Raw genomic sequence first — 19,041 nt, forward strand, 5'->3', positions numbered from 1 at the left:
TACGCCTTTATTTACGCACTGATCAGCTGTTGTTCCATTACCTGCCACTGAGCCGAAAAATGCTCGGTCGGTAAACGCTTAAAGTTAGAGCGTACAAACTGACTGATTTTGCCATCGGCATAGCTTAGCAATAAGTTCGCTAATACCGCTTCGTCCACAATAAAGCGCTGCTGTTCGCGCATCGCTTTCTCGCGCAGTATTTGCTTAATTGAACTCTCTATACGGTTGAACAAATCTTCCATACGACCACGCAAACGGTCATGTTCACCCATTAATGCATCACCTGTCATAACACGGGTAATACCGGGGTTGCGCTCGGCAAACGTCAGCAATAGCTGCAATATTGCGTGACAGCGGGAGAGGGTGTTTTTCTCCTCGTCCATAATCATGTTAATACGGGTTAGCAGGGTGTCTTCAACAAACTCGATAAGCCCTTCAAACATCCGCGCTTTCGACGGAAAGTGACGATATAAAGCCGCCTCTGAAACGCCTAAATTAGCCGCCAGTTTTGCTGTAGTAATGCGCTGACCCGGACTGGTTTCCAGCATTGCCGCTAAAGCCTGTAAAATTTCTTCACGACGGTTACGTTTTTGTTCTGCCATGACAGTAACTTTCCTTATTTGAGAGGCCAGAATGATTAGTTGCTGTAACTACGAACGACCAGAATGACCAAAACCACCTTCACCACGATCCGTCTCGTGGAACTCTTCAACAATCGACATTTGCGCCTGCACAACCGGCAAAATCACCAGTTGCGCAATACGGTCGCCGGGCTCAATGGTGTAAGCCTGGTTACTGCGGTTCCAGCAGGACACTTTAAGCTCGCCCTGGTAGTCCGAATCGATAAGACCGACCAGGTTACCCAGCACCAGCCCGTGCTTATGACCCAGCCCTGAACGCGGCAAAATAGTGGCCGCATAATTTGGGTCGCCAATGTACATGGCAATACCGGTGCCTATTAACTGGGTTTGACCCGGTTCAATAGTCAGCGGCTGGTCCAGGCAGGCGCGCAGATCCATTCCGGCAGAGCCCTGTGTGGCGTATTCAGGAAGCGGGATAGACTGGCCAATGCGGTCATCTAAAATTTTTACTTCGACTTGCGTCATGGAGTTCTCACTTTCTTATTAATTGGCAGTGGTATTAAAATAACGTTTGGCTATCGCGTCGATAATTGCAATAGCCATATCATGCTTGCTCATTGTTGGAAGTGACTGCTCACTGTCCTTACTCAAAATAATGGCGTTATTGCTGTCGCTGTTAAAACCCAGCCCAACCTGACTGACGTCGTTAGCGACAATCATTTGCAGTTGTTTTCGTTCCAGTTTGCGCAACGCGTTAGCTTTTAGATTTTCAGTTTCGGCCGCAAACCCAACAGTAAAAGGTGGTTTTTCAGAGCTGGCGACCTGCTGCAGAATGTCCGGGTTTTGCACCAGTTTGAGTTGCGGTGGCTGGTTGTTTTGTTCTTTTTTAATTTTCTGCGAGGCAACTTCGGCAACCCGATAGTCTGACACAGCGGCACAACCAATAAACACATCGCAGTTTGGCAGTTGCTGCTGCACCGCGTTTAGCATTTGTTCTGTAGTCTCCACATCGACGCGTTGAACGCCGGTGGGCGTGGGCAGTTGCGTTGGCCCCGATACTAATATGACTTTAGCTCCTGCATGAGCGGCGGCTTCAGCCAGGGCATAGCCCATTTTACCGGAACTGTGGTTACTGATGTAGCGTACCGGGTCGATGGCTTCACGGGTTGGGCCTGCGGTAATAATAAAGGTTTTACCCTGCCAGTCTTGCTTGGCTTCAGGGGCTTTTTTTATTAACGCCTGCACAATCTCTGTAGGGTCACTCATGCGGCCGTAACCGACATCGCCACAGGCCTGTTCGCCACTTTCCGGGCCTATCATTTGCACACCACGGCTGAGTAGCGTTTCAATGTTTTCCTGCACCGCAGTAGCCGCCCACATTTGTTGATTCATTGCCGGAGCAATGGCGAGCGGCGCTTTACTGGCTAAAACCAGGGTACTCAACAGGTCATCGGCAAAGCCGTGAGCAATACGGGCAATGGTGTTAGCCGTGGCCGGAGCAATAAGAATAAGATCCGCCCAGCGAGCCAGTTCAATATGGCTCATAGCGGCTTCTGCTGTCGGATCCAGCAGGTCGTCGCTGACCGTAAAGCCGGACACAGCTTGTAAGCTAAGTGGGGTTACGAAGGCTTTGGCACCGGCAGTCAGCACCACACGAACTTCTGCGCCCTGCTCACGCAAACGGCGCACCAGGTCAGGCGCCTTATAGGCGGCAATGCCACCGGTAATACCTAAAAGTATGTGTTTGTTCTGCAGCTGTGCCATGCGAACCCCTTAGTGTTAAGTCGTGTAAAGATAACATGAGACCCCGTAACTGGGTAGATGGTCGTTATACTTCTCTCTTAAGAATTAAGGTAAGAATTAAGGAGAAAATAATGAGCGTCAAGGAATGGCCCGTTTCAGAACGACCCAGAGAAAAACTGCAGACTCAGGGAGCAGAATACCTGAGTGACGCAGAATTATTAGCCATTTTACTTGGTAGCGGCAGTGGCGGGCAGGACGTTGTCAGTTTTGCGCGTCGTTTACTAAGTGACTTCGGCGGTGTAGGCGCTTTGTTAACAGCCACTCCTGAGCAGCTATTGGCTTGCAACGGCATAGGCCCGGCCCGTGTGAATCAGTTGCGGGTTGTGCTGGAATTGTCACGACGCTACCTGAAATGGCAGCTGGAGCGTTCAGACGGCTTTACCGAACCTACCATGGTCAAAGACTATTTAACCTCACAGTTGCGTCATCAGGGCCGCGAAGTCTTTGCTATTTTACTGCTGGACAGCCAGCACCGGCTGTTACGTTACGAAGAGCTGTTTCAGGGCACCATTAATGCCGCGCCAGTGTATCCACGTGAGGTAATAAAGCTGGTTATGCAGTATAATGCGGCGGCGGTTATTCTGGCACATAATCATCCATCGGGCGTTGCAGAACCCAGCCAGGCTGACCAGAGAGTCACGGAGCGGGTCAAAAAAGCCCTGACTTTAATTGACGTGGCGCTGTTGGATCATTTCGTGGTGGGTGCCGGCGATCCAATTTCTTTTGCAGAGCGCGGATTGTTGTAGTTTTGTACTGGCGGTTTGGTTAAAAATCACGTAAAATCCGCACCGAACGATCGATGACGATCAAATTTCCGTCGTATAAGCTTGATTAGAAGGGCAGTTTGCTGTATAAAATGCGCCCTCGGATTTATAGGCAAGGTCACGTTGGGCGACAGGCGAGCTTGCAGCAATTTTGGAGTAAAGACATGTCACAAGTATGCCAAGTTACAGGTAAGCGTCCGGTAGTCGGTAACAACCGCTCGCACGCACGCAATGCGACTAGACGTCGCTTCCTGCCGAACCTTCAATCGCACCGCTTTTGGGTAGAAAGCGAGAAGCGTTGGGTTAAGTTACGCATTTCTACTAAAGGTATGCGTATCATTGATAAAAACGGTATCGATACGGTATTAGCGGATCTCCGCGGCCGTGGTGTTAAGGTTTAAGGAACTAAATTATGCGCGATAAGATTCGTTTAGTGTCATCTGCTGGTACAGGTTATTTCTATACCACAGACAAAAACAAACGCACCATGCCAGAAAAAATGGAGATCAAAAAATTCGATCCAGTGGTTCGTAAGCACGTGATCTTCAAAGAAGCTAAAATCAAGTAATTGGTTTCAAAGCTTACAAAAAACCCAGCTTCGGCTGGGTTTTTTATTGGGTGGCGTTTGAGTTTATCGTGGCGGGTCAATAATGCCCGAGATGCTGGCATTAATACGGAACCAGCCGGTAATGCTGAAGCGGTCACGTTCCGAGCGCTGTACTTCATGCACGAAGCGGTCGCTTAAAAACACCACTAAACGCCCTTGTTTAGGCAGTACGGTTTCCAGCACCTGTCCCTTGTCGCCATAAATAACCAATTGCCCGCCGTCGGTCTCCTGCCATTCAGGGTTCAGGTAAAACACCGTTGTGAGCACTCGGTTGCTTCTGCCTTTAAACGCATCCAGATGTTTTTTATAAAACGCGCCTTTAGGGTAATGCGCCAGGTGGCATTCGTAATCGAACAGGCCAAGAAAGAGCTCGCGGTTAAATTCGTGACGTAACTCATCCATAATGCTGAGGTAGTCTTTATGACGAGGCTCTTCGGACGTTAGCCAGTAAATGCGGTCGTTACGAACCATGGTATTAATGGTCTGGTTTTGCTGGCGGCCTATACCTGCCAGGTTCCAGTATTGCGCGGGTAATTGCTGAGCGTATTGATACAGAGCCTGCGAACGCCGCGGCTGCAGAAAATCATCGATAATGCAGTAGCCGTGGTCGGCAACTTTGTCGATAATATCAGATAGCACCATAATGCAATAAAGCTCCGTACTTTGTTGTCGCGCGAGAATATAGGGTATTCTGTCTCCAGTAACAAGGAGTACGGCAACAAGAAGATTATTCGAACCTTAGCACAAAGAGCGCAAGCCGATGAAAGTGAATGAGAAGCGAAAAATATTTGGATTGACCATGACCCGAAAAGCATGGAACAACGTTCTGGTTTACGTGATATTAATTATCATGGTGGTGTTCTGGTATGTCGCTCCGCCGGTTAAAGAAGAAGCGGATGATAGCATTGTGCAAGAGGCTGAATCGGGCGAGGTCATTGGCCTGATACCGAATGACGGAAACTTGAGAGCAATGCAAATTGACCAACTGAAGTTAGCGTTAAATGATGGACAATGGCAATGCCAGGCTCCATGTCGCTTATCGGAAAAAGCGGCCGCTAGCGTCGCTGAAAATTGGTTGGCATTAACCATGACACCAACTGAACAGCCAGCTGAAAATTTAATAACGGAAATTTATTTTGGTTTTGTCGGGGGCGAAGAAGCACGTGTTGAGTTATACGCAGACCCCGAGTTGATGATCCGCTTGCCGAATCAGCAGCAGAATTATCGCGTAATAGAATTTACTGCCAGTCAGTTACTGGGCCATTAAGGATGTTTTAGGTTTATGCCAGAGTTACCCGAAGTTGAAGTCAGCCGTTTAGGCATTTCTCCACACATTGAAGGCCGCACAATTAAGTCGGTTAAGGTTCACGATAAGCGCCTGCGCTGGCCAGTCCCTGAAACTGTGCACAAGGTTGAAGGGCATGTTTTGCGTTCGGTTAGCCGCCGTTCAAAATATTTGTTGTTGCAGACAGATAATGGCTGTCTGATATTGCATTTGGGTATGTCGGGTAAGCTGCGTGTGGTTCCAGCCGAAACGACTCACTACAAACATGACCATATTGATATTGAGTTCGATAACGGGCAAACCCTGCGTTTAAATGATCCGCGGCGTTTTGGTGCTTTGCTATATAGTGAGAGTGATGTAAGCGGGCATGAACTGCTAAGCCAGCTTGGCCCGGAACCGTTAACCGACGCGTTTAATATCGACTATTTATTTGAGCGCTCACGCGGGCGTTCGCAGTCGGTGAAAACCTTTCTTATGGATAATAAAGTGGTCGTGGGTGTTGGCAATATTTACGCGAACGAAGCCTTGTTTAAGGCGGGTATCAACCCGAAACGGGCGGCCGGGAAAATCAGTAAAGTGCGCTACCAGAAACTGGTGCCGATAATAAAAGAAACTCTGGCAAGTGCTATTGAACTGGGTGGTACTACCTTAAAAGATTTTACTCAGGTGGACGGTAACCCGGGCTATTTCGCTCAGAAACTTCAGGTTTACGGGCGTGGCGGTAAGCTTTGCATGGTGTGCAGTAACCGGTTGAAAGAAGTTCGTCTGGGTCAGCGCAGCACCGTGTACTGCACCCAGTGCCAGCGCTAGTTTGGTTTTTAACTCTTAGTTCTCAACAACCTTCAACAATTCACTAATAAAGCGCTCCGGTTCCGAAATAAACGGGGCGTGTGCGCTTTTGGTAAATACCACAGCTTTTGACTCCGGCGCCAGTGCGGAAATATCGTCGATAGCGCGCTCCGGAACCAGGCTGTCCAGGCGTCCGTAAAAACGGTTAAAGGGCACTTCAATGTTCGGTAGCTGCTGGCGCAAATCTGCAGTTTGCAAAATGGTTAAGGACTGTTTCAGCACACCCTGGTCAGGCATTGGCTTGGTAAATATCAGCTGTTTTACCTGCTTAACCTGTTCGCGTGCGTCCTCACTGCCCATGGCCTGAATCGCTAAAAAACGCTCAATGGTCTTTTTAAAGTTGCTGTCCAGTTGCTGTTGAAACTGCTCAAGAATGTCAGGTTTGATTCCAGCCCAGTCGTTGCTTTCCACAAAGTGCGGTGACGATGCAACGGTGGTTAGGGACATAACCCGGTCAGAATGCGTCAGCGCAATTTGTGTCGCAATTAACCCGCCTAAAGACCACCCCAGCAAGTGAAAGCGTGGCGGCAGGGCTGGCATAATTTGTTCAATAAAACTTTCCAGTGACACGTCATTCTCTGATGACCAGACAGAGTCGCCAAAACCGGGCAGGTCGACGCAATACAACTGAAAGTGCTCGCTTAATGCCGGTACCACGGGTTGCCAGATGTTCGAATTCATTCCCCAGCCATGGAGTACAACAATAGGGGTTCCTGTACCACAGCACGTTACCGAAATGCTCACTATACTACCTGTCCGAGTTATTAATTAAGGGGTGGTATGCTAGCGTTTTTACAGCGTTTCGCCAATGCTTTTGAGTTGGGCACATGCTGGAGTTGCGGTTATTCTAAGGTGGCCGCGGCAAGCCTTTGCCCTTATTGCGAAGAAGCACTGCCGCGTTGGTATCCGCGTTGTTGTCAGCATTTGTCCGATATTGAACAGCATTTAGTGGCGGAGCAGAAGCCGTGCCGCTACTGGTACGGTGCATTGCGCTGGGAGCCGCAGGTACAACAGCTTATTACTCAGTTTAAATTTCGCTATAAAGCCGAGCTGGCCCCTTTACTGGCAAACCAGTTAGCGGCTCATTTACGCCTTTGCTATCGCGAAGAGCCACTGCCAGACTGCGTTGTTGCGGTGCCTATGACGCAACAAGCCTGGCGTAAAAGAGGCTTCCACCAGACTGCGTTACTGGCGCGGCATGTGTCAGTGGCTCTTGAGTTACCTTACATTGCGGGCGGGTTACGTAAAATACGGGCCGTGCCCATGCAGCATATGGCATCAAAGGCATTACGCTGGGAGAACAGTCGGGGCAGCCAACTCGCTTTACAGGATTTTAGTGGCTGTACGGTAGCGGTTGTGGACGACGTGCTGAGTACTGGCGCCACTATGATGGCAGCAGCCGATGCGCTCTACAAAAAAGGGGCTAGAGCGGTGGATGCCTGGGCGGTTGTCTATAACCAGCACGACTAGAAACTGCAGGGCGTTTCGGTTACACTATACCCTAGTAATTTACTCAGGTATAAGCCGTGAGGTCAGTATTTATGATTCGTATTTCAGAAGCAGCGCAGTCCCACTTTAAGAAGCTATTAGCCGATCAGCCCGATGGCACGTGTATTCGTGTATTTGTGGTCAACCCCGGTATGGCAAACGCAGAGTGTGGTGTTTCTTATTGCCCGCCAGATTCGGTCGAGCCGGACGACGAGCGTCTGCCGTTTAATGGTTTTGACGCCGTAGTGGATTCAGGCAGTGCGCCTTTTTTAGAAGACGCCGCTATTGATTTTGAAGAGCAGGAAATGGGCTCTCAGTTAACCCTTAAAGCACCTAACGCCAAAGCGCGTAAAGTTGCCGATGACGCCCCATTAATTGAGCGGGTAGAGTACGTTATACAAGCTGAAATTAACCCGCAATTGGCCAGCCATGGCGGTCAGGTAATGATTTCGGAAATTACTGATGACGGCGTTGCTATTCTGCAATTCGGCGGTGGCTGTAATGGTTGCAGTATGATTGACGTAACGCTGAAAAACGGCATTGAAAAAGAGTTGCTTGAGCGTTTCCCGGAAGAAGTGAAAGGCGTGCGTGATATCACTGATCATGAGCCCGGAGAACACTCCTACTATTAGACCTTTCGACTATACAACTTTGTATCTTTCGATTTTTGATGTTATAAAAATGTGATCCCTTGCACAAATAATGCTCGTAACGATATTTGCCTAATCAATACGAGGATTTAAATTATGCAAGGGATCAAAAAACTGGGTGTCATAGCGACATCGCTTTTTCTCATCACAGGTTGTGACTGGTTCGACAGTGACAATGACGATACTAACACACCACCTCCTGAAGCTGAATCAAGCTTTGTACGGGTACACCACACCTCTGCCGATTCACCCAACGTTAATGTTTTAGCAGGTGAAACCGCATTATTAGAAAATGTGCCTTACCATACATCTTCCGGCGTTCTGGAAGTTGATGCCGGTGACTATGACATTACGGTTCAGGGTATTTTACCCGATGAAAGTACTGTTGATGCTATTGGTCCGGCGTCCTTAACTTTTGCTGCTGATACTCGCTACGAAGTTTTTGCTGCCGGTCAGCTGGGTGACGAGTCTTTAGAGCCATTGGTTCTTTCTAACCCTGTATCGGATGTTGCGGCAGGTGAAAGCCGTATTCAGGTGGTACATGTTGCGTATGGTGCGCCGACTGTTGATGTGTATTTGACAACTCCGGACGCTGAGTTAAGCAGTGCCTCAGCTACTTTAACGCTTGCTTACGGCGAAGACAGTGGTCAGGTTGATGTGGAAACCGGTGACTACCGCATTCGTTTAACCGGTGCGGGTGACGATGCAGTAATTTACGACTCAGGAACCGTGAGCCTGGCTGACGGTGGTGATTATATTATTGCCGCAACCAATAATGTTGCTGCTAATTCTGCGAATTCACCCGTTACTCTGCAAGTGAGCGACGGTGAAACAACCACCTTAATCAATGATGCAGACGCTGGTGCGGATGTTCGCGTCGTGCACGCCGTAGCTGATGCACCGAATGTTGATGTGACATTAAATGATGCTGCCGATCCTCAAATTGCTGACCTGGCATTTTTAAGTGCAACAGACTACTTAAATCTGGAAGCCGCTGAATACAGTGTTGATGTTGCCGCTGCCGGAGGTTCTCCCGTAGTGCTTGAGGACCTGCCTCTGGAAGTGGAAAACGCAATGAGTTATTCAGTTTATGCTGTCGGTGAACTGAGTACTATTGGTCTGCAAGTGTTGACTGAAGAGCGTCGCAGCGTGGCGACTGCAGCCAAAATACAGTTGGTTCACGCAGCGCCAAGTGCCGGTAATGTTGATATCTACGTTACAGAAACCGATGATATTAGCGGCGCAGACGCTGCTTTTACCGATATTGCGTTTGACGCAGAAGGCCTGGTGAGCACCGGCAACGTTTCGTTAACTCCGGGTGACTACGTGGTTACTGTAACCGCAACAGGCACGCAGGACATTGCTATCCAGACGCCGGTTCTGACTTTAGAGGGCGGTGGTATCTACACGGCAGTTGCCGTTGATGCAACCAGTGGCGGCTTACCTCCGCAGCTTATCCTGATGGATGACCTGGCGAACTAAAGTATTTAAGCCAAATTGCCTGGGTAATACCACGCATGAATAAAAAGCCGCTGAGAGCTAACCACAACCCGTGGTTCTCCAGCGGCAATCCCGCCCACCATAAAGGCAGAAAGCCAATTAAAGCGCTTAATATCATCGTATTACGCATACCACGGCTGAACGATAAACCAATGAAAACACCGTCAAACCAATAGCTCCAGTGAGCAATGAGTGGCAACACCACTATCCATGGCAGGTAGTTTTCGGCAACCCGGATGATTTCAGGAATATCGGTAATAAGGCGAATAATTGCACTGCCGGCCAGGGCAAAAACCAACGTATAAACCACAGCAAAGAGTGATGACCAGAGCAAAGTAATTTTGCACCAGTAACGGATTTTATCGTAGCGCTTCTGACCTTTAGCTTCGCCAGCTAAAGCTTCCACAGAATAAGCAATGCCGTCTAAGCCCAGCGATATCAACATAAGAAATTGCATTAGTACGGCGTTAACCGCCACCATGGTACTGCCGTAGCGAGTGGCGTAGCCGGTCATGGTTGCCATACAGAGCTGCAGTATCAGACTGCGTATAAAAATATTACCGTTAACGCCTAAAAACTGACGCAGCTGCTGAAACTTCAGCTGCCAGTGGCGTAAGTGCCAGCCCAGCGCGCGGGCGGTCCAGTAGAAGCCGACAATAGCGGTCACCCACTCAGCACTAAGCGACGCCCAGGCGGCACCTTTTACATTCAGTCCAAAGCCGAGGATTAGTATCACATCCATCACCACATTCACGGCGTTGGTGATTATCACCAGAAGCATGGCTTTGCGGCTGTTTTGTCGGCCTAATAATACCCCCAGAGCGACCAGCGTTATCAGCGAAGCCGGTGCAGACCATAGGCGTATTTCGATGTAATCGCGGGCGTAGCCTTCTAGCTCGGCAGAAGGGGCGATAACCCACATGGCTAAGTCATTAATTAAAGGGCTGGCAACCGCTATTAAAACACCTAAACCCAGCGCAATAATAATGCCGTTATTAAAGTGCTGGCGCTGAGCACGTATGTCATCGGCACCGTATGACTGAGCTATGTAACCGGTTGTGGCCATGCGCAGAAACACCGCCAGCAGATAGATAAAACTGACCACCATGGCACCAACGGCAACAGCCGACAAGTAGATAGCGTCCGGCAAATGACCTATGATGGCAGTATCGACCAGACCGAGAAGGGGCGCAGCAATATTGGAAATAATCATTGGCAGGGCAATCGCAAAAACGCGGCTGTGATCAGACAATGAGAATCCAAACAGCTTGTGCATAACTATCCTTAAGTAAACTCGGTTAAAAACGGCTTTTATACTTTATCAGGAGTCAGTATGAAGATGTTGAACAAAATGACGTTGAGTGCCGCGTCGGGGTTATTGCTGGGGTGCTCACCATTAGCTCAGGCAGGCAGCGCCGACAGTGTGGTGGTGCTGCAGTATCACCATGTGAGTGACTCAACTCCGGCTGTTACCTCTATTGACCCGGAGACTTTTCGTGAGCATCTGCAATACCTGCAGGAGCACAACTTTAACGTTATTGATATTACTGACGCTCGTGATGCCATTGAAAAAGGCGAAGAGCTTCCCGAAAAAGCCGTTGTTATAACCTTCGACGACGGCTACCAAAACGTCTATGAAAACGCTGTAAAGGTTCTGGAAGAGTTTGAAATGCCCTATACGGTGTTCGTTAACCCTGAGCTCTTGCGTAAGCACAGCGGCCATTACATGGGCTGGGAAGAGCTTAAAGAAATTCAGCAGAACGGGGCGACTATTGCCAACCACGGACAGACGCACGCGCATCTTATTCGCAAGCAGGAAGGTGAAAGCGATGAAGAGTGGCAGGAGCGCATGCGTTACGACGTTATTACCGCACAAGAAGCCATTGATGAGAACTTAGGCGAACAGCAGAAGTATTTTGCCTATCCTTACGGTGAGTACAACAACGAGTTGCGAGCTTTACTGGATGAATGGGGCTTTCTGGCCTTTGCTCAGCATTCAGGCCCATGGTCTAAGTGGAGTGAGGATACTGTTATTACGCGTTTTCCTGCGTCTGGTATCTACGCGAACTTAAATACGCTGAAAGCCAAGTTGAATTCGAAAGCCATGCCGGTAAGTGCTTACCAACCGGAAGAGCCTTTAGTCGCACATGAAAATAAGCGCCCAACGATTAGCGTAACGCTGGAAGCGGGCGATACACTAAACGATATGCGTACCGATGCGCTGCAATGCTTTGCCGGAGGTTCAGTCTTAAAACCTGAATGGGAAAGCGATACTCAGTTTAGAGTGACGCTTGAAAAGGACATTAACATTGGGCGCTCACGCGTCAATTGCACGGCACCCAGCGCATCAGAGTCTCGTTACTATTGGTATTCCGTAGCACTTATCCGTCCGAACGAGTCAGGCAGTTGGCCTGACTAATTGGCGATAATGGCAAAATCTTTTGCCAGTTGTTCCATGTCGACTACCGGTATTTCCCCACGTTGGTGGTCGGCATTAAATATCGCTTTACGGTGCCCGTTCGGGTTAACCAGAATAATAGCGGCGCTGTGGTTAACCAAGTAATTTTCCTCGCCTTCATCGGGAATGGAATACATTAGGCCTAAATCACGTACGAAAGGGAACAGCTCTTTGTGCTCGGCTCGCACACCAACAAAGTCGTCACCAAAATAGTTAACGTATTGAGTTAAACGTTCAATGTCATCACGCTGAGGGTCAACTGAAATCATCCAGACTTTCACCGGTTTAGACACTTCTTCCTGTAATGAAGGTAGCACTCCTTTTAAGTCTGACATGGTGGTTGGACAGATATCAGGACAGAAGGTATAACCGGTAAAGAGCAAGGTCCACTGACCTTTCAGTGCATCGTTTTCAATAGTGCCGTCGGCTGTGCTGTTTAACTTAAATGATTTTAACGCGCGGGGCGGCTCATATATTAAGGCTTCCGGTTTTTCTTCCGGCCAAAAATTGTAAACCGCGAACCCGGCTGCAAGGGCGATAAGCGCAGCCAGCAGCGTAACGATACGACTCATGTCTTACTCCAGTTATACGTAATGATCGACCAGTAAAATCACAAACAGCAGCATGAGGTGCCAGATAGAGAAGGCAAACATGTTAAAGGCTGTTTTCTTGCTGGGCGAGTATTTCAACTTCCAGGCGTAAGCCAGGAAAATAGCATTAAGCACACTGACGCCGACCAGATAAATCATTCCTGTCATGCCAATTAAAAACGGCATAAGGCAAACCACGGTCAGCAAAACGGTGTACAGAAAAATACAGGTTTTGGTGAACTCAATACCATGGGTTACCGGCAGCATTGGCACCTTGGCACGGGCATAATCTTTAGCGCGGTGTACCGCCAGAGCCCAGAAGTGGGGCGGGGTCCAGGTGAATATGATCATAACCAGCAGCACCGCCGGCGCGTTAATTTCGTTGGTCACCGAGGTCCAGCCCAGTAACGGTGGTGCCGCACCGGCTAAACCACCAATAACAATGTTCTGCGGCGTTGCGCGTTTTAAGAACATGGTATAAACCACAGCGTAACCCACCATACTGGCAAAGGTTAACCAGGCAGTTAATGGATTAACCCAGGCATACAGGGTCACAAAACCAATGACACCTATAGATGCAGCGAACGTGGTGACTTTTGCAGGTGACAAATTTCCCTGAGGCAGCGGACGCCGAAGTGTGCGCGCCATTTTTGCGTCAATATGGCGGTCAACTAGGTGATTAATGGCGGCCGCAGCGGCAGACATGAGTCCAATACCAGTCAGCGCCGGCACTAGTACTTTCAGCGACACCAGTTCTTCAGTGGCCAGACACATGCCAACCACGGCGGTGAGTAACAGCAAGGCGACGACACGGGGCTTGGTCAGTTCAAGGTAGTCCCGCCAATGAGCGTTGCGCGTCTTTGTTATATTATTTGTGGCAACGGATTGCATAGTTTCAACTCCTCTACGCTTTTCTGGACAAGTTGTAGTTCAACGCGACCAGCGACAGCAAAAATAAAGCCCCTACGGCATTATGTGCCACTGCATTCCAAAGCGGTAATTGAAAGACTACGTTACTAATACCCAGCAGAATTTGCAAAGATAATAACAAGCCAATAACAATTAATGAGCGCCGGAAAAAGTGTGACTTCGCTTTTCGCCAGCATTTAAAGAGTAGAGTACAAATCACTAAAAAAGTAATAATAGCGCCCACTCTGTGCATTACGTGCATAGTCATACGGTCGTTGTAGTCATGAGCACCGTATTGATAGGTGTCAGCCTCGGGTATGCTGAAGGCTCCGGCAAAGTCCAGCTGCGCCGTCCAGTTACCTTCGCAAAAAGGTAGCTCAGTGCAGGCTACGGCGGCATAGTTTGCAGCAACCCAACCACCTAAGGCTATTTGACCAATAACCACCAGTAGCGTAAAAAATGCCAGCCCTCGATAGCGCCTGAGTTCCGGGTCACCACCGGCCAGCCGAAATGATGACAGCCGCAGCGAGAGCAGATATAGCAGCGATATAACCGAAAAGCCGCCCAGCAAATGCCCCATGACTATGAGCGGTTGGAGGTTCATGGTAACTGTCCACATACCCAGAGCCGCCTGAAATATTACTAGCCCGAGAAGCAAAGTGGGCAATTTAACCGGAGTCGGGTAATGACTGTAGCGACGGCTTTTAACCCAGGAAATAATGGCAATGGTCAATATTAATAATCCCAGGGTGCCAGCAAAGTAGCGGTGCACCATTTCGTTCCAAGCTTTGGCGTGCTCCACAGGTGCATCCGGGAACCTAAGTTCCGCCTGCTGAATGTGCTCCTCCTGCGATGGTACCTTCAAAAAACCGTAGCAGCCGGGCCAGTCAGGACAACCCAGGCCTGCTTCAGTGAGCCGGGTAAAGGCGCCAAGAACAATAACGATAAAAGCAAAAAAAACACTAATTTTTACCAGTAAACGCATGTCATTTCCCTACCCAATTCTGGACAATTTAAGCAGTTTACGAAGATCCGCCAGCACGTTTTTACCTTCCGTTATCATTTGCTCTTTGTCCTCATGGGTGGGGTAATACAGCATGACGTTATGCATCGGGTCGATAATAAACAAGGTGTTTTCGGGCAGAGCTGAAAGTTGTTCGATCAGTTCAGGCGTTACCAGCTGGGTAATATGCGGGGCACTATGATTAAAGCCAGCCTGAAGGCTTTCGCTTTGGTGCAACACTACAGGGGTTAGCCTATCGGTGTCTTTGCCAATAGCGACATCGATTTGGTTCATAACGTATAAAGCATTTTCGCAGGTGATTGCACAGTTCTGCGGGGCGATATATCCCACTTGCCAACCTTCTGGTAGCTGTTCGGCTTGTTGTTCTAAGGTAATGGTGGGTTGCAATAAAATGCCTTTATTGGTTCCCGCCTCATACCAGTTTTGAGACAAAAAAAGCCACGCGGCCAAAACGGGGACTATAAAAGCAAGGAAAACAATAATCATGGAACGGCGAGAGCGATTCAGGGAGCTCATCGGGTCTCCTCTTTTTTTGGTTGTTTATTCAGTTTTATAACAGCAAATACAAAAATCACCAAGCACGCAATGGCCAGCGAAAACCACTGAACAGCGTAACCCTGATGTTTTTGCGGCGACATTACCTGGGGTTTCCAGTTACGTTGCCAACCCAGGGTGTCTGGTGATTTCAATAAAAAGGTGTAGTCGGTTAATGGAATGTCGAGTTCTTTACTAATGGCGTTAGGCTGAAACTCTTGTACTCGTATTCGGTCATCAGCTAACTCGGTTTCATAAGTATTACTGACAAATTTGTTGTTCGAGGGAAAGTACAGGTAGCCCGTAAGATTCTGTCTACTCTCGGGAACATTTATTTTGGGCAGTTCTTGCCGGGATGCAGGAGCAGGTACCCAGCCCATATTAACAGGAATGTAATTATTGGGTTTGGCGTCAGGGCGAAACAAGGCAATAACCTGATAGCCGACAATGCCATCGGTCATTTTATTATCGAGAAAAAAGACCGGTTGTTTAACAAATTCGCCTTCCATTTTGGCAAAAAGAAAGCGATCAGACTCAGAAGATATTGTTCCTAGCTGAGACAGTGCCGTTGCATCCCCTTTCGATTGTTGCTGTTCGTAATCGGAAAATAGCTTACGTTTTTCTTCTGCGCGCTCTAGTTGCCAAAAACCTAGCTTGACCAACACCGCAATTGCCAGCAGAGTAACTAACGTAGCGATAAGAGGAAAACGTATGTTGGTCTTTTTTAAAATCATTATTGTACTGCTGCTTGGTTATATGGTGGTGAATCTGTTCCGCGCATTATTCAGTATGCTGCGCAACGACCCGAATAAACCACCCATGTCCCATTATCTGGGGAAACGGGTGGGAGTGGCCGCCGTTATCCTTGTGATACTGATAGCGGCGACGGTTAGTGGCTTTTTACCTTTAAACCCGCGCCCCTATTAGACGGGGCGTTTTTTTAGAGTATGTAAACCACGACGAACAGGCATAACCAAACGACATCAACAAAGTGCCAGTACCAGCTGGTCGCCTGAAAAGCGAAGTGGTTATCTGGTGTAAAATGCCCCTTCAAAACCCTCAGGAACATGATGATAAGCATCACGGTTCCTAAGGTTACGTGCATACCGTGGAACCCGGTGAGCATATAAAAGGTGTTGCCATAAACACCGGAATCAAGCGTTAGATTTAAATCTTGGTAGGCATGCACATACTCAGCGCCTTGCAGATAGAGGAAAATGCAACCCAGAATAATGGTAACGCCCAGCATTGCGGTTAGCTGTTTACGTTTATTTTGTTCCAGGCCTGTGTGAGCAAAGTGACAGGTCACTGAACTGGCCAACAAAATAAGCGTGTTGATAGCCGGCAGACCATACCAACCCATAGCCTGGGTTTCAGTGCCGCCTGGTGTTTTTACCAACGGCCATTGCGCAACAAACTCTGGCCACAGAACCTCATTGGTCATAGCATTGTTACTGTCTCCTCCCAGCCACTGAACGGCAATAACGCGAGCGTAGAAAAGGGCACCAAAAAAAGCAGCAAAGAACATGACTTCGGAGAAAATAAACCAGCTCATACCTTGTTTGTAGGAGTCGCCGAGTTGGTTACTGTATTTACCGCTCATGGATTCGTTGATTTGGTCACGAAACCAACCAAAGAGCATGACGGCTATAACGACTAAGCCAATGGTCAATACAGTACTGCCATAACCATCCTGCTCTTTGCTCATATCAATAACAGTGTGTCCAGCGCCCCAGGCAATTAAGCCTAGCCCAACTGCACCAACAATTGGCCAGGGACTGGAAGCAGGAACATAATAACTTTGTTGTTCTGCCATAACGTCGTTTCCTTATTCTGTTTTTAACAGCTGAGCAATTGCTTCAGCCGACGTATTGGCTGTCATATCGTACAGCGTGTATGACAGGGTAAAGGTCGTAATATGATCGGGAATGTCCGGGTCCAGATAAAACTGCATTGGCATTTCTGTTTCAGCGCCAGCGGCCAGCGGTTGCTGGTTAAAGCAAAAGCATTCTACTTTGTTCAGGTAAAGAGAGGCTTCCGCAGGCGCTACAGATGGAATAGCCTGAGCGATCATGTTTGAGGAAGTCGGGTTTCCTGCTAAAAAATTAACTACTTTAACTTCACCGGGATGAATCTTGACTTGCTTGATCGATGGCTCAAACTTCCACGGAATACCTTTGGCATTGCGTGTCAGGAATTGCACCGTGACCGTGCGTGATTCATCCACTTCAACCTGTTGATAAACCGCTGCTTCGTTACTGGTACGACCGTTAAAGCCGGTCACTTCACAAAATACGTCGTAAAGTGGTACCAGGGCGAAGCCGAATGCGAACATTCCAGCGACTGTCAGTAACAGTCGCTTAACCAGAATGCTGTTGTCGGGACGCTGTTCAGACATGATTTATCACTCCACTTTGGGCGGTTTTTCAAAGGTGTGATAAGGCGCTGGTGACGGAACTGTCCACTCCAGTCCTTCCGCGCCTTCCCAGGGTTTAGCCGCTGCTTTTTCGCCGCCTTTAACGCACTTAATAGCCACCCAAAGGAAAATAAGCTGTGATAGCCCAAAGGCAAAACCACCGATACTTGCTATCTGGTTAATATCAGCAAACTGCGTGGCGTAATCCGGAATACGTCTTGGCATACCGGCAAGTCCTGCAAAGTGCATAGGGAAGAACAGCACGTTTACGGAAATAAGCGATGTCCAGAAGTGAGTTTTCGCCAGCGTACTGTCGTACATATGCCCGGTCCACTTAGGTAGCCAGTAATAAGCCGCTGCCATAATAGAGAAAATGGCACCTGTGACCAAAACATAGTGGAAGTGGGCGACGACGAAGTACGTGTCGTGATACTGGAAGTCAGCGGGAGTTATAGCCAGCATTAAGCCGGAGAAACCACCTATGGTAAACAGGATCACAAACGCCAGCGCAAACAGCATGGGTGTTTCAAAGGTCATGGAGCCGCGCCACATAGTGGCTACCCAGTTAAAGATCTTCACCCCGGTGGGAACCGCAATGAGCATGGTGCAGTACATAAAGAACAGCTCAGCAAACACTGGCATACCGGTGGTGAACATATGGTGAGCCCAGACCAGGAAGGACAGTAAGGCAATGGCCGCCGTGGCATATACCATGGAGGAGTAGCCGAACAATCGTTTGCGGGCAAAGGCCGGGATAATTGCTGAAATGATACCGAAGGACGGTAAAATCATGATGTAAACTTCCGGATGCCCAAAGAACCAGAATATATGCTGGTACATCACTGGGTCACCACCGCCAGCGGCGTCAAAGAAACTCGTACCGAAGTATTTGTCGGTAAGCAACATGGTAACGGCACCCGCCAGTACTGGCATTACGGCAATAAGCAGAAAAGCCGTAATAAACCAGGTCCAGACGAACAATGGCATTTTCATGTAATTCATGCCCGGTGCGCGCATGTTCATAATAGTAACGATGACGTTAATAGCGCTCATAATGGATGAAATACCCATAATGTGTACTGAAAATACGAACAATGCCGTTGAATCCGAGCTGTAAGTTGTTGAAAGCGGTGCGTAAGCTGTCCAGCCAAATGCCGGGCCTCCACCTTCCATAAACAAAGAACCCAATAAAATCATGAAAGCAAAAGGTAAAATCCAGAAACTCCAGTTATTCATCCGGGGCAGCGCCATATCTGGTGCGCCAATCATCATGGGGATCATCCAGTTAGCCAAACCCGTAAAAGCAGGCATAACTGCGCCGAAAATCATAACCAGACCATGTACTGTGGTCATTTGATTAAAGAATTGTGGCTCAACAAGCTGCAGCCCAGGTTGGAACAGCTCGGCGCGGATGACCATCGCCATAGCACCGCCCACCAAAAACATGGTGAAACTTAGCCATAGGTACATTGAACCAATATCTTTATGGTTAGTTGTAAATAGCCAGCGACCAATACCAGACGGCTTATGATCGTGGTGTGTATCGTGATGTGTTTCTTCCACTACAGTGCTCATCACCGTCT

The 19,041-nt window shown here is 48.6% G+C and carries 24 protein-coding genes; 10 read left to right on the forward strand and 14 right to left on the reverse strand.

The genetic code is table 11. The features are described from left to right. Positions 1-11: 11 nt before the first annotated feature. Genes slmA through coaBC form a run of 3 tightly spaced genes read right to left on the reverse strand, consistent with a single transcriptional unit; the run spans position 12 to position 2,345 of the window. Positions 12-602 carry a nucleoid occlusion factor SlmA gene (gene slmA, locus IL_RS01195; protein ID WP_011233500.1) on the reverse strand — a complete coding sequence of 197 codons (591 nt, stop codon included), beginning with the start codon at positions 600-602 and terminating at the stop codon, positions 12-14. Positions 603-650: 48 nt separating this feature from the next. Next, positions 651-1,106, reverse strand: a complete 456-nt coding sequence (dut, locus tag IL_RS01200; RefSeq protein WP_011233501.1) for a dUTP diphosphatase — start codon at positions 1,104-1,106, stop codon at positions 651-653. Positions 1,107-1,124: 18 nt separating this feature from the next. Then, positions 1,125-2,345 carry a bifunctional phosphopantothenoylcysteine decarboxylase/phosphopantothenate--cysteine ligase CoaBC gene (coaBC, locus tag IL_RS01205; RefSeq protein ID WP_011233502.1) on the reverse strand — a complete coding sequence of 407 codons (1,221 nt, stop codon included), beginning with the start codon at positions 2,343-2,345 and terminating at the stop codon, positions 1,125-1,127. A 110-nt stretch (positions 2,346-2,455) separates the two neighbouring features. Here coaBC and radC point away from each other — a divergent pair, with 110 nt between their 5' ends. From radC to rpmG, 3 genes are all read left to right on the forward strand, one after another. After that, positions 2,456-3,130, forward strand: coding sequence for a RadC family protein (radC, locus tag IL_RS01210; protein WP_011233503.1), 675 nt, complete (start codon positions 2,456-2,458; stop codon positions 3,128-3,130). 182 nt (positions 3,131-3,312) lie between these two features. Beyond that, entirely contained in the window at positions 3,313-3,549 is a 237-nt protein-coding gene (gene rpmB, locus IL_RS01215; protein WP_011233504.1) for a 50S ribosomal protein L28, read from the forward strand. 11 nt (positions 3,550-3,560) lie between these two features. After that, positions 3,561-3,716: a 50S ribosomal protein L33 gene (gene rpmG / locus IL_RS01220; RefSeq protein WP_006953863.1), complete on the forward strand. Its 156-nt coding sequence runs from the start codon at positions 3,561-3,563 to the stop codon at positions 3,714-3,716. Between the two features lie 63 nt (positions 3,717-3,779). On the opposite strand, the gene IL_RS01225 is transcribed toward rpmG, so the two are convergent. Continuing rightward, positions 3,780-4,397 (reverse strand): 2OG-Fe(II) oxygenase, encoded by a 618-nt coding sequence (locus IL_RS01225; RefSeq protein ID WP_011233505.1) that lies wholly within the window; start codon positions 4,395-4,397, stop codon positions 3,780-3,782. A gap of 157 nt (positions 4,398-4,554) precedes the next feature. Between IL_RS01225 and IL_RS01230 the strand changes: the two genes are divergently transcribed. Beyond that, the gene (locus tag IL_RS01230; protein WP_231378614.1) at positions 4,555-5,022 is read left to right on the forward strand and encodes a hypothetical protein; all 468 of its coding nucleotides are present in this window, start codon (positions 4,555-4,557) and stop codon (positions 5,020-5,022) included. Positions 5,023-5,037: 15 nt separating this feature from the next. Further along, entirely contained in the window at positions 5,038-5,850 is an 813-nt protein-coding gene (gene mutM / locus IL_RS01235; RefSeq protein WP_011233507.1) for a bifunctional DNA-formamidopyrimidine glycosylase/DNA-(apurinic or apyrimidinic site) lyase, read from the forward strand. 15 nt (positions 5,851-5,865) lie between these two features. On the opposite strand, the gene bioH is transcribed toward mutM, so the two are convergent. Further along, positions 5,866-6,633, reverse strand: coding sequence for a pimeloyl-ACP methyl ester esterase BioH (bioH, locus tag IL_RS01240; RefSeq protein WP_011233508.1), 768 nt, complete (start codon positions 6,631-6,633; stop codon positions 5,866-5,868). Positions 6,634-6,669: 36 nt separating this feature from the next. Between bioH and IL_RS01245 the strand changes: the two genes are divergently transcribed. The 3 genes from IL_RS01245 to IL_RS01255 all read left to right on the forward strand — a co-directional run bounded on the left by IL_RS01245 (position 6,670) and on the right by IL_RS01255 (position 9,509). Continuing rightward, complete coding sequence (locus tag IL_RS01245) at positions 6,670-7,359, forward strand: ComF family protein (RefSeq protein WP_011233509.1); 690 nt, start codon at positions 6,670-6,672, stop codon at positions 7,357-7,359. A 71-nt stretch (positions 7,360-7,430) separates the two neighbouring features. Continuing rightward, positions 7,431-8,009 (forward strand): Fe-S biogenesis protein NfuA, encoded by a 579-nt coding sequence (nfuA, locus tag IL_RS01250; RefSeq protein WP_011233510.1) that lies wholly within the window; start codon positions 7,431-7,433, stop codon positions 8,007-8,009. Positions 8,010-8,123: 114 nt separating this feature from the next. Continuing rightward, positions 8,124-9,509: a DUF4397 domain-containing protein gene (locus IL_RS01255; protein WP_011233511.1), complete on the forward strand. Its 1,386-nt coding sequence runs from the start codon at positions 8,124-8,126 to the stop codon at positions 9,507-9,509. On the opposite strand, the gene IL_RS01260 is transcribed toward IL_RS01255, so the two are convergent. Further along, a complete protein-coding gene (locus IL_RS01260) occupies positions 9,481-10,803 on the reverse strand; it encodes an MATE family efflux transporter (RefSeq protein ID WP_011233512.1) in 1,323 nt (440 codons plus the stop codon). The two genes, IL_RS01255 and IL_RS01260, sit on opposite strands and share 29 nt — an antisense overlap. A 57-nt stretch (positions 10,804-10,860) precedes the next feature. On the opposite strand from IL_RS01260, the gene IL_RS01265 reads away from it, so the two are divergent. Further along, positions 10,861-11,946: a polysaccharide deacetylase family protein gene (locus IL_RS01265; RefSeq protein WP_011233513.1), complete on the forward strand. Its 1,086-nt coding sequence runs from the start codon at positions 10,861-10,863 to the stop codon at positions 11,944-11,946. On the opposite strand, the gene IL_RS01270 is transcribed toward IL_RS01265, so the two are convergent. Genes IL_RS01270 through IL_RS01290 form a run of 5 tightly spaced genes read right to left on the reverse strand, consistent with a single transcriptional unit; the run spans position 11,943 to position 15,776 of the window. Continuing rightward, entirely contained in the window at positions 11,943-12,557 is a 615-nt protein-coding gene (locus IL_RS01270) for an SCO family protein (RefSeq protein WP_011233514.1), read from the reverse strand. The genes IL_RS01265 and IL_RS01270 overlap by 4 nt on opposite strands. Before the next feature lie 12 nt (positions 12,558-12,569). Next, positions 12,570-13,466 carry a heme o synthase gene (gene cyoE / locus IL_RS01275; protein WP_011233515.1) on the reverse strand — a complete coding sequence of 299 codons (897 nt, stop codon included), beginning with the start codon at positions 13,464-13,466 and terminating at the stop codon, positions 12,570-12,572. 13 nt (positions 13,467-13,479) lie between these two features. Next, positions 13,480-14,469, reverse strand: a complete 990-nt coding sequence (locus IL_RS01280) for a COX15/CtaA family protein (RefSeq protein WP_011233516.1) — start codon at positions 14,467-14,469, stop codon at positions 13,480-13,482. A 9-nt stretch (positions 14,470-14,478) separates the two neighbouring features. Further along, positions 14,479-15,024 (reverse strand): hypothetical protein, encoded by a 546-nt coding sequence (locus tag IL_RS01285; RefSeq protein WP_011233517.1) that lies wholly within the window; start codon positions 15,022-15,024, stop codon positions 14,479-14,481. Next, on the reverse strand, positions 15,021-15,776 hold the full coding sequence (locus IL_RS01290) for an SURF1 family protein (RefSeq protein WP_011233518.1): 756 nt from the start codon (positions 15,774-15,776) through the stop codon (positions 15,021-15,023). Before IL_RS01290 ends, IL_RS01285 begins: the two co-directional genes overlap by 4 nt. On the opposite strand from IL_RS01290, the gene IL_RS01295 reads away from it, so the two are divergent. Next, positions 15,754-15,969 (forward strand): DUF2909 domain-containing protein, encoded by a 216-nt coding sequence (locus IL_RS01295; RefSeq protein WP_016341259.1) that lies wholly within the window; start codon positions 15,754-15,756, stop codon positions 15,967-15,969. The genes IL_RS01290 and IL_RS01295 overlap by 23 nt on opposite strands. 13 nt (positions 15,970-15,982) lie before the next feature. Here IL_RS01295 and IL_RS01300 read toward each other — a convergent pair whose 3' ends face one another. The 3 genes from IL_RS01300 to ctaD are packed head-to-tail and all read right to left on the reverse strand — an operon-like array spanning position 15,983 to position 19,033. Then, complete coding sequence (locus tag IL_RS01300) at positions 15,983-16,858, reverse strand: cytochrome c oxidase subunit 3 (RefSeq protein ID WP_011233519.1); 876 nt, start codon at positions 16,856-16,858, stop codon at positions 15,983-15,985. A gap of 12 nt (positions 16,859-16,870) precedes the next feature. Further along, the gene (locus IL_RS01305) at positions 16,871-17,440 is read right to left on the reverse strand and encodes a cytochrome c oxidase assembly protein (RefSeq protein WP_011233520.1); all 570 of its coding nucleotides are present in this window, start codon (positions 17,438-17,440) and stop codon (positions 16,871-16,873) included. 6 nt (positions 17,441-17,446) lie between these two features. Then, positions 17,447-19,033 (reverse strand): cytochrome c oxidase subunit I, encoded by a 1,587-nt coding sequence (gene ctaD, locus IL_RS01310; protein WP_011233521.1) that lies wholly within the window; start codon positions 19,031-19,033, stop codon positions 17,447-17,449. Positions 19,034-19,041: the final 8 nt, after the last annotated feature.

Origin of the sequence: Idiomarina loihiensis L2TR (assembly GCF_000008465.1) — a bacterium.
GTDB lineage: Bacteria > Pseudomonadota > Gammaproteobacteria > Enterobacterales > Alteromonadaceae > Idiomarina > Idiomarina loihiensis.

Excerpts from the sequence above, each read along its gene's own strand:
- slmA (WP_011233500.1), bottom strand. The coding sequence starts at position 602 with ATGGCAGAACAAAAACGTAACCGTCGTGAAGAAATTTTACAGGCTTTA.
- dut (WP_011233501.1), bottom strand. The coding sequence starts at position 1,106 with ATGACGCAAGTCGAAGTAAAAATTTTAGATGACCGCATTGGCCAGTCT.
- coaBC (WP_011233502.1), bottom strand. The coding sequence starts at position 2,345 with ATGGCACAGCTGCAGAACAAACACATACTTTTAGGTATTACCGGTGGC.
- radC (WP_011233503.1), top strand. The coding sequence starts at position 2,456 with ATGAGCGTCAAGGAATGGCCCGTTTCAGAACGACCCAGAGAAAAACTG.
- rpmB (WP_011233504.1), top strand. The coding sequence starts at position 3,313 with ATGTCACAAGTATGCCAAGTTACAGGTAAGCGTCCGGTAGTCGGTAAC.
- rpmG (WP_006953863.1), top strand. The coding sequence starts at position 3,561 with ATGCGCGATAAGATTCGTTTAGTGTCATCTGCTGGTACAGGTTATTTC.
- IL_RS01225 (WP_011233505.1), bottom strand. The coding sequence starts at position 4,397 with ATGGTGCTATCTGATATTATCGACAAAGTTGCCGACCACGGCTACTGC.
- IL_RS01230 (WP_231378614.1), top strand. The coding sequence starts at position 4,555 with ATGACCCGAAAAGCATGGAACAACGTTCTGGTTTACGTGATATTAATT.
- mutM (WP_011233507.1), top strand. The coding sequence starts at position 5,038 with ATGCCAGAGTTACCCGAAGTTGAAGTCAGCCGTTTAGGCATTTCTCCA.
- IL_RS01245 (WP_011233509.1), top strand. The coding sequence starts at position 6,670 with ATGCTAGCGTTTTTACAGCGTTTCGCCAATGCTTTTGAGTTGGGCACA.
- nfuA (WP_011233510.1), top strand. The coding sequence starts at position 7,431 with ATGATTCGTATTTCAGAAGCAGCGCAGTCCCACTTTAAGAAGCTATTA.
- IL_RS01255 (WP_011233511.1), top strand. The coding sequence starts at position 8,124 with ATGCAAGGGATCAAAAAACTGGGTGTCATAGCGACATCGCTTTTTCTC.
- IL_RS01260 (WP_011233512.1), bottom strand. The coding sequence starts at position 10,803 with ATGCACAAGCTGTTTGGATTCTCATTGTCTGATCACAGCCGCGTTTTT.
- IL_RS01265 (WP_011233513.1), top strand. The coding sequence starts at position 10,861 with ATGAAGATGTTGAACAAAATGACGTTGAGTGCCGCGTCGGGGTTATTG.
- IL_RS01270 (WP_011233514.1), bottom strand. The coding sequence starts at position 12,557 with ATGAGTCGTATCGTTACGCTGCTGGCTGCGCTTATCGCCCTTGCAGCC.
- cyoE (WP_011233515.1), bottom strand. The coding sequence starts at position 13,466 with ATGCAATCCGTTGCCACAAATAATATAACAAAGACGCGCAACGCTCAT.
- IL_RS01280 (WP_011233516.1), bottom strand. The coding sequence starts at position 14,469 with ATGCGTTTACTGGTAAAAATTAGTGTTTTTTTTGCTTTTATCGTTATT.
- IL_RS01285 (WP_011233517.1), bottom strand. The coding sequence starts at position 15,024 with ATGAGCTCCCTGAATCGCTCTCGCCGTTCCATGATTATTGTTTTCCTT.
- IL_RS01295 (WP_016341259.1), top strand. The coding sequence starts at position 15,754 with ATGTTGGTCTTTTTTAAAATCATTATTGTACTGCTGCTTGGTTATATG.
- IL_RS01290 (WP_011233518.1), bottom strand. The coding sequence starts at position 15,776 with ATGATTTTAAAAAAGACCAACATACGTTTTCCTCTTATCGCTACGTTA.
- IL_RS01300 (WP_011233519.1), bottom strand. The coding sequence starts at position 16,858 with ATGGCAGAACAACAAAGTTATTATGTTCCTGCTTCCAGTCCCTGGCCA.
- IL_RS01305 (WP_011233520.1), bottom strand. The coding sequence starts at position 17,440 with ATGTCTGAACAGCGTCCCGACAACAGCATTCTGGTTAAGCGACTGTTA.
- ctaD (WP_011233521.1), bottom strand. The coding sequence starts at position 19,033 with ATGAGCACTGTAGTGGAAGAAACACATCACGATACACACCACGATCAT.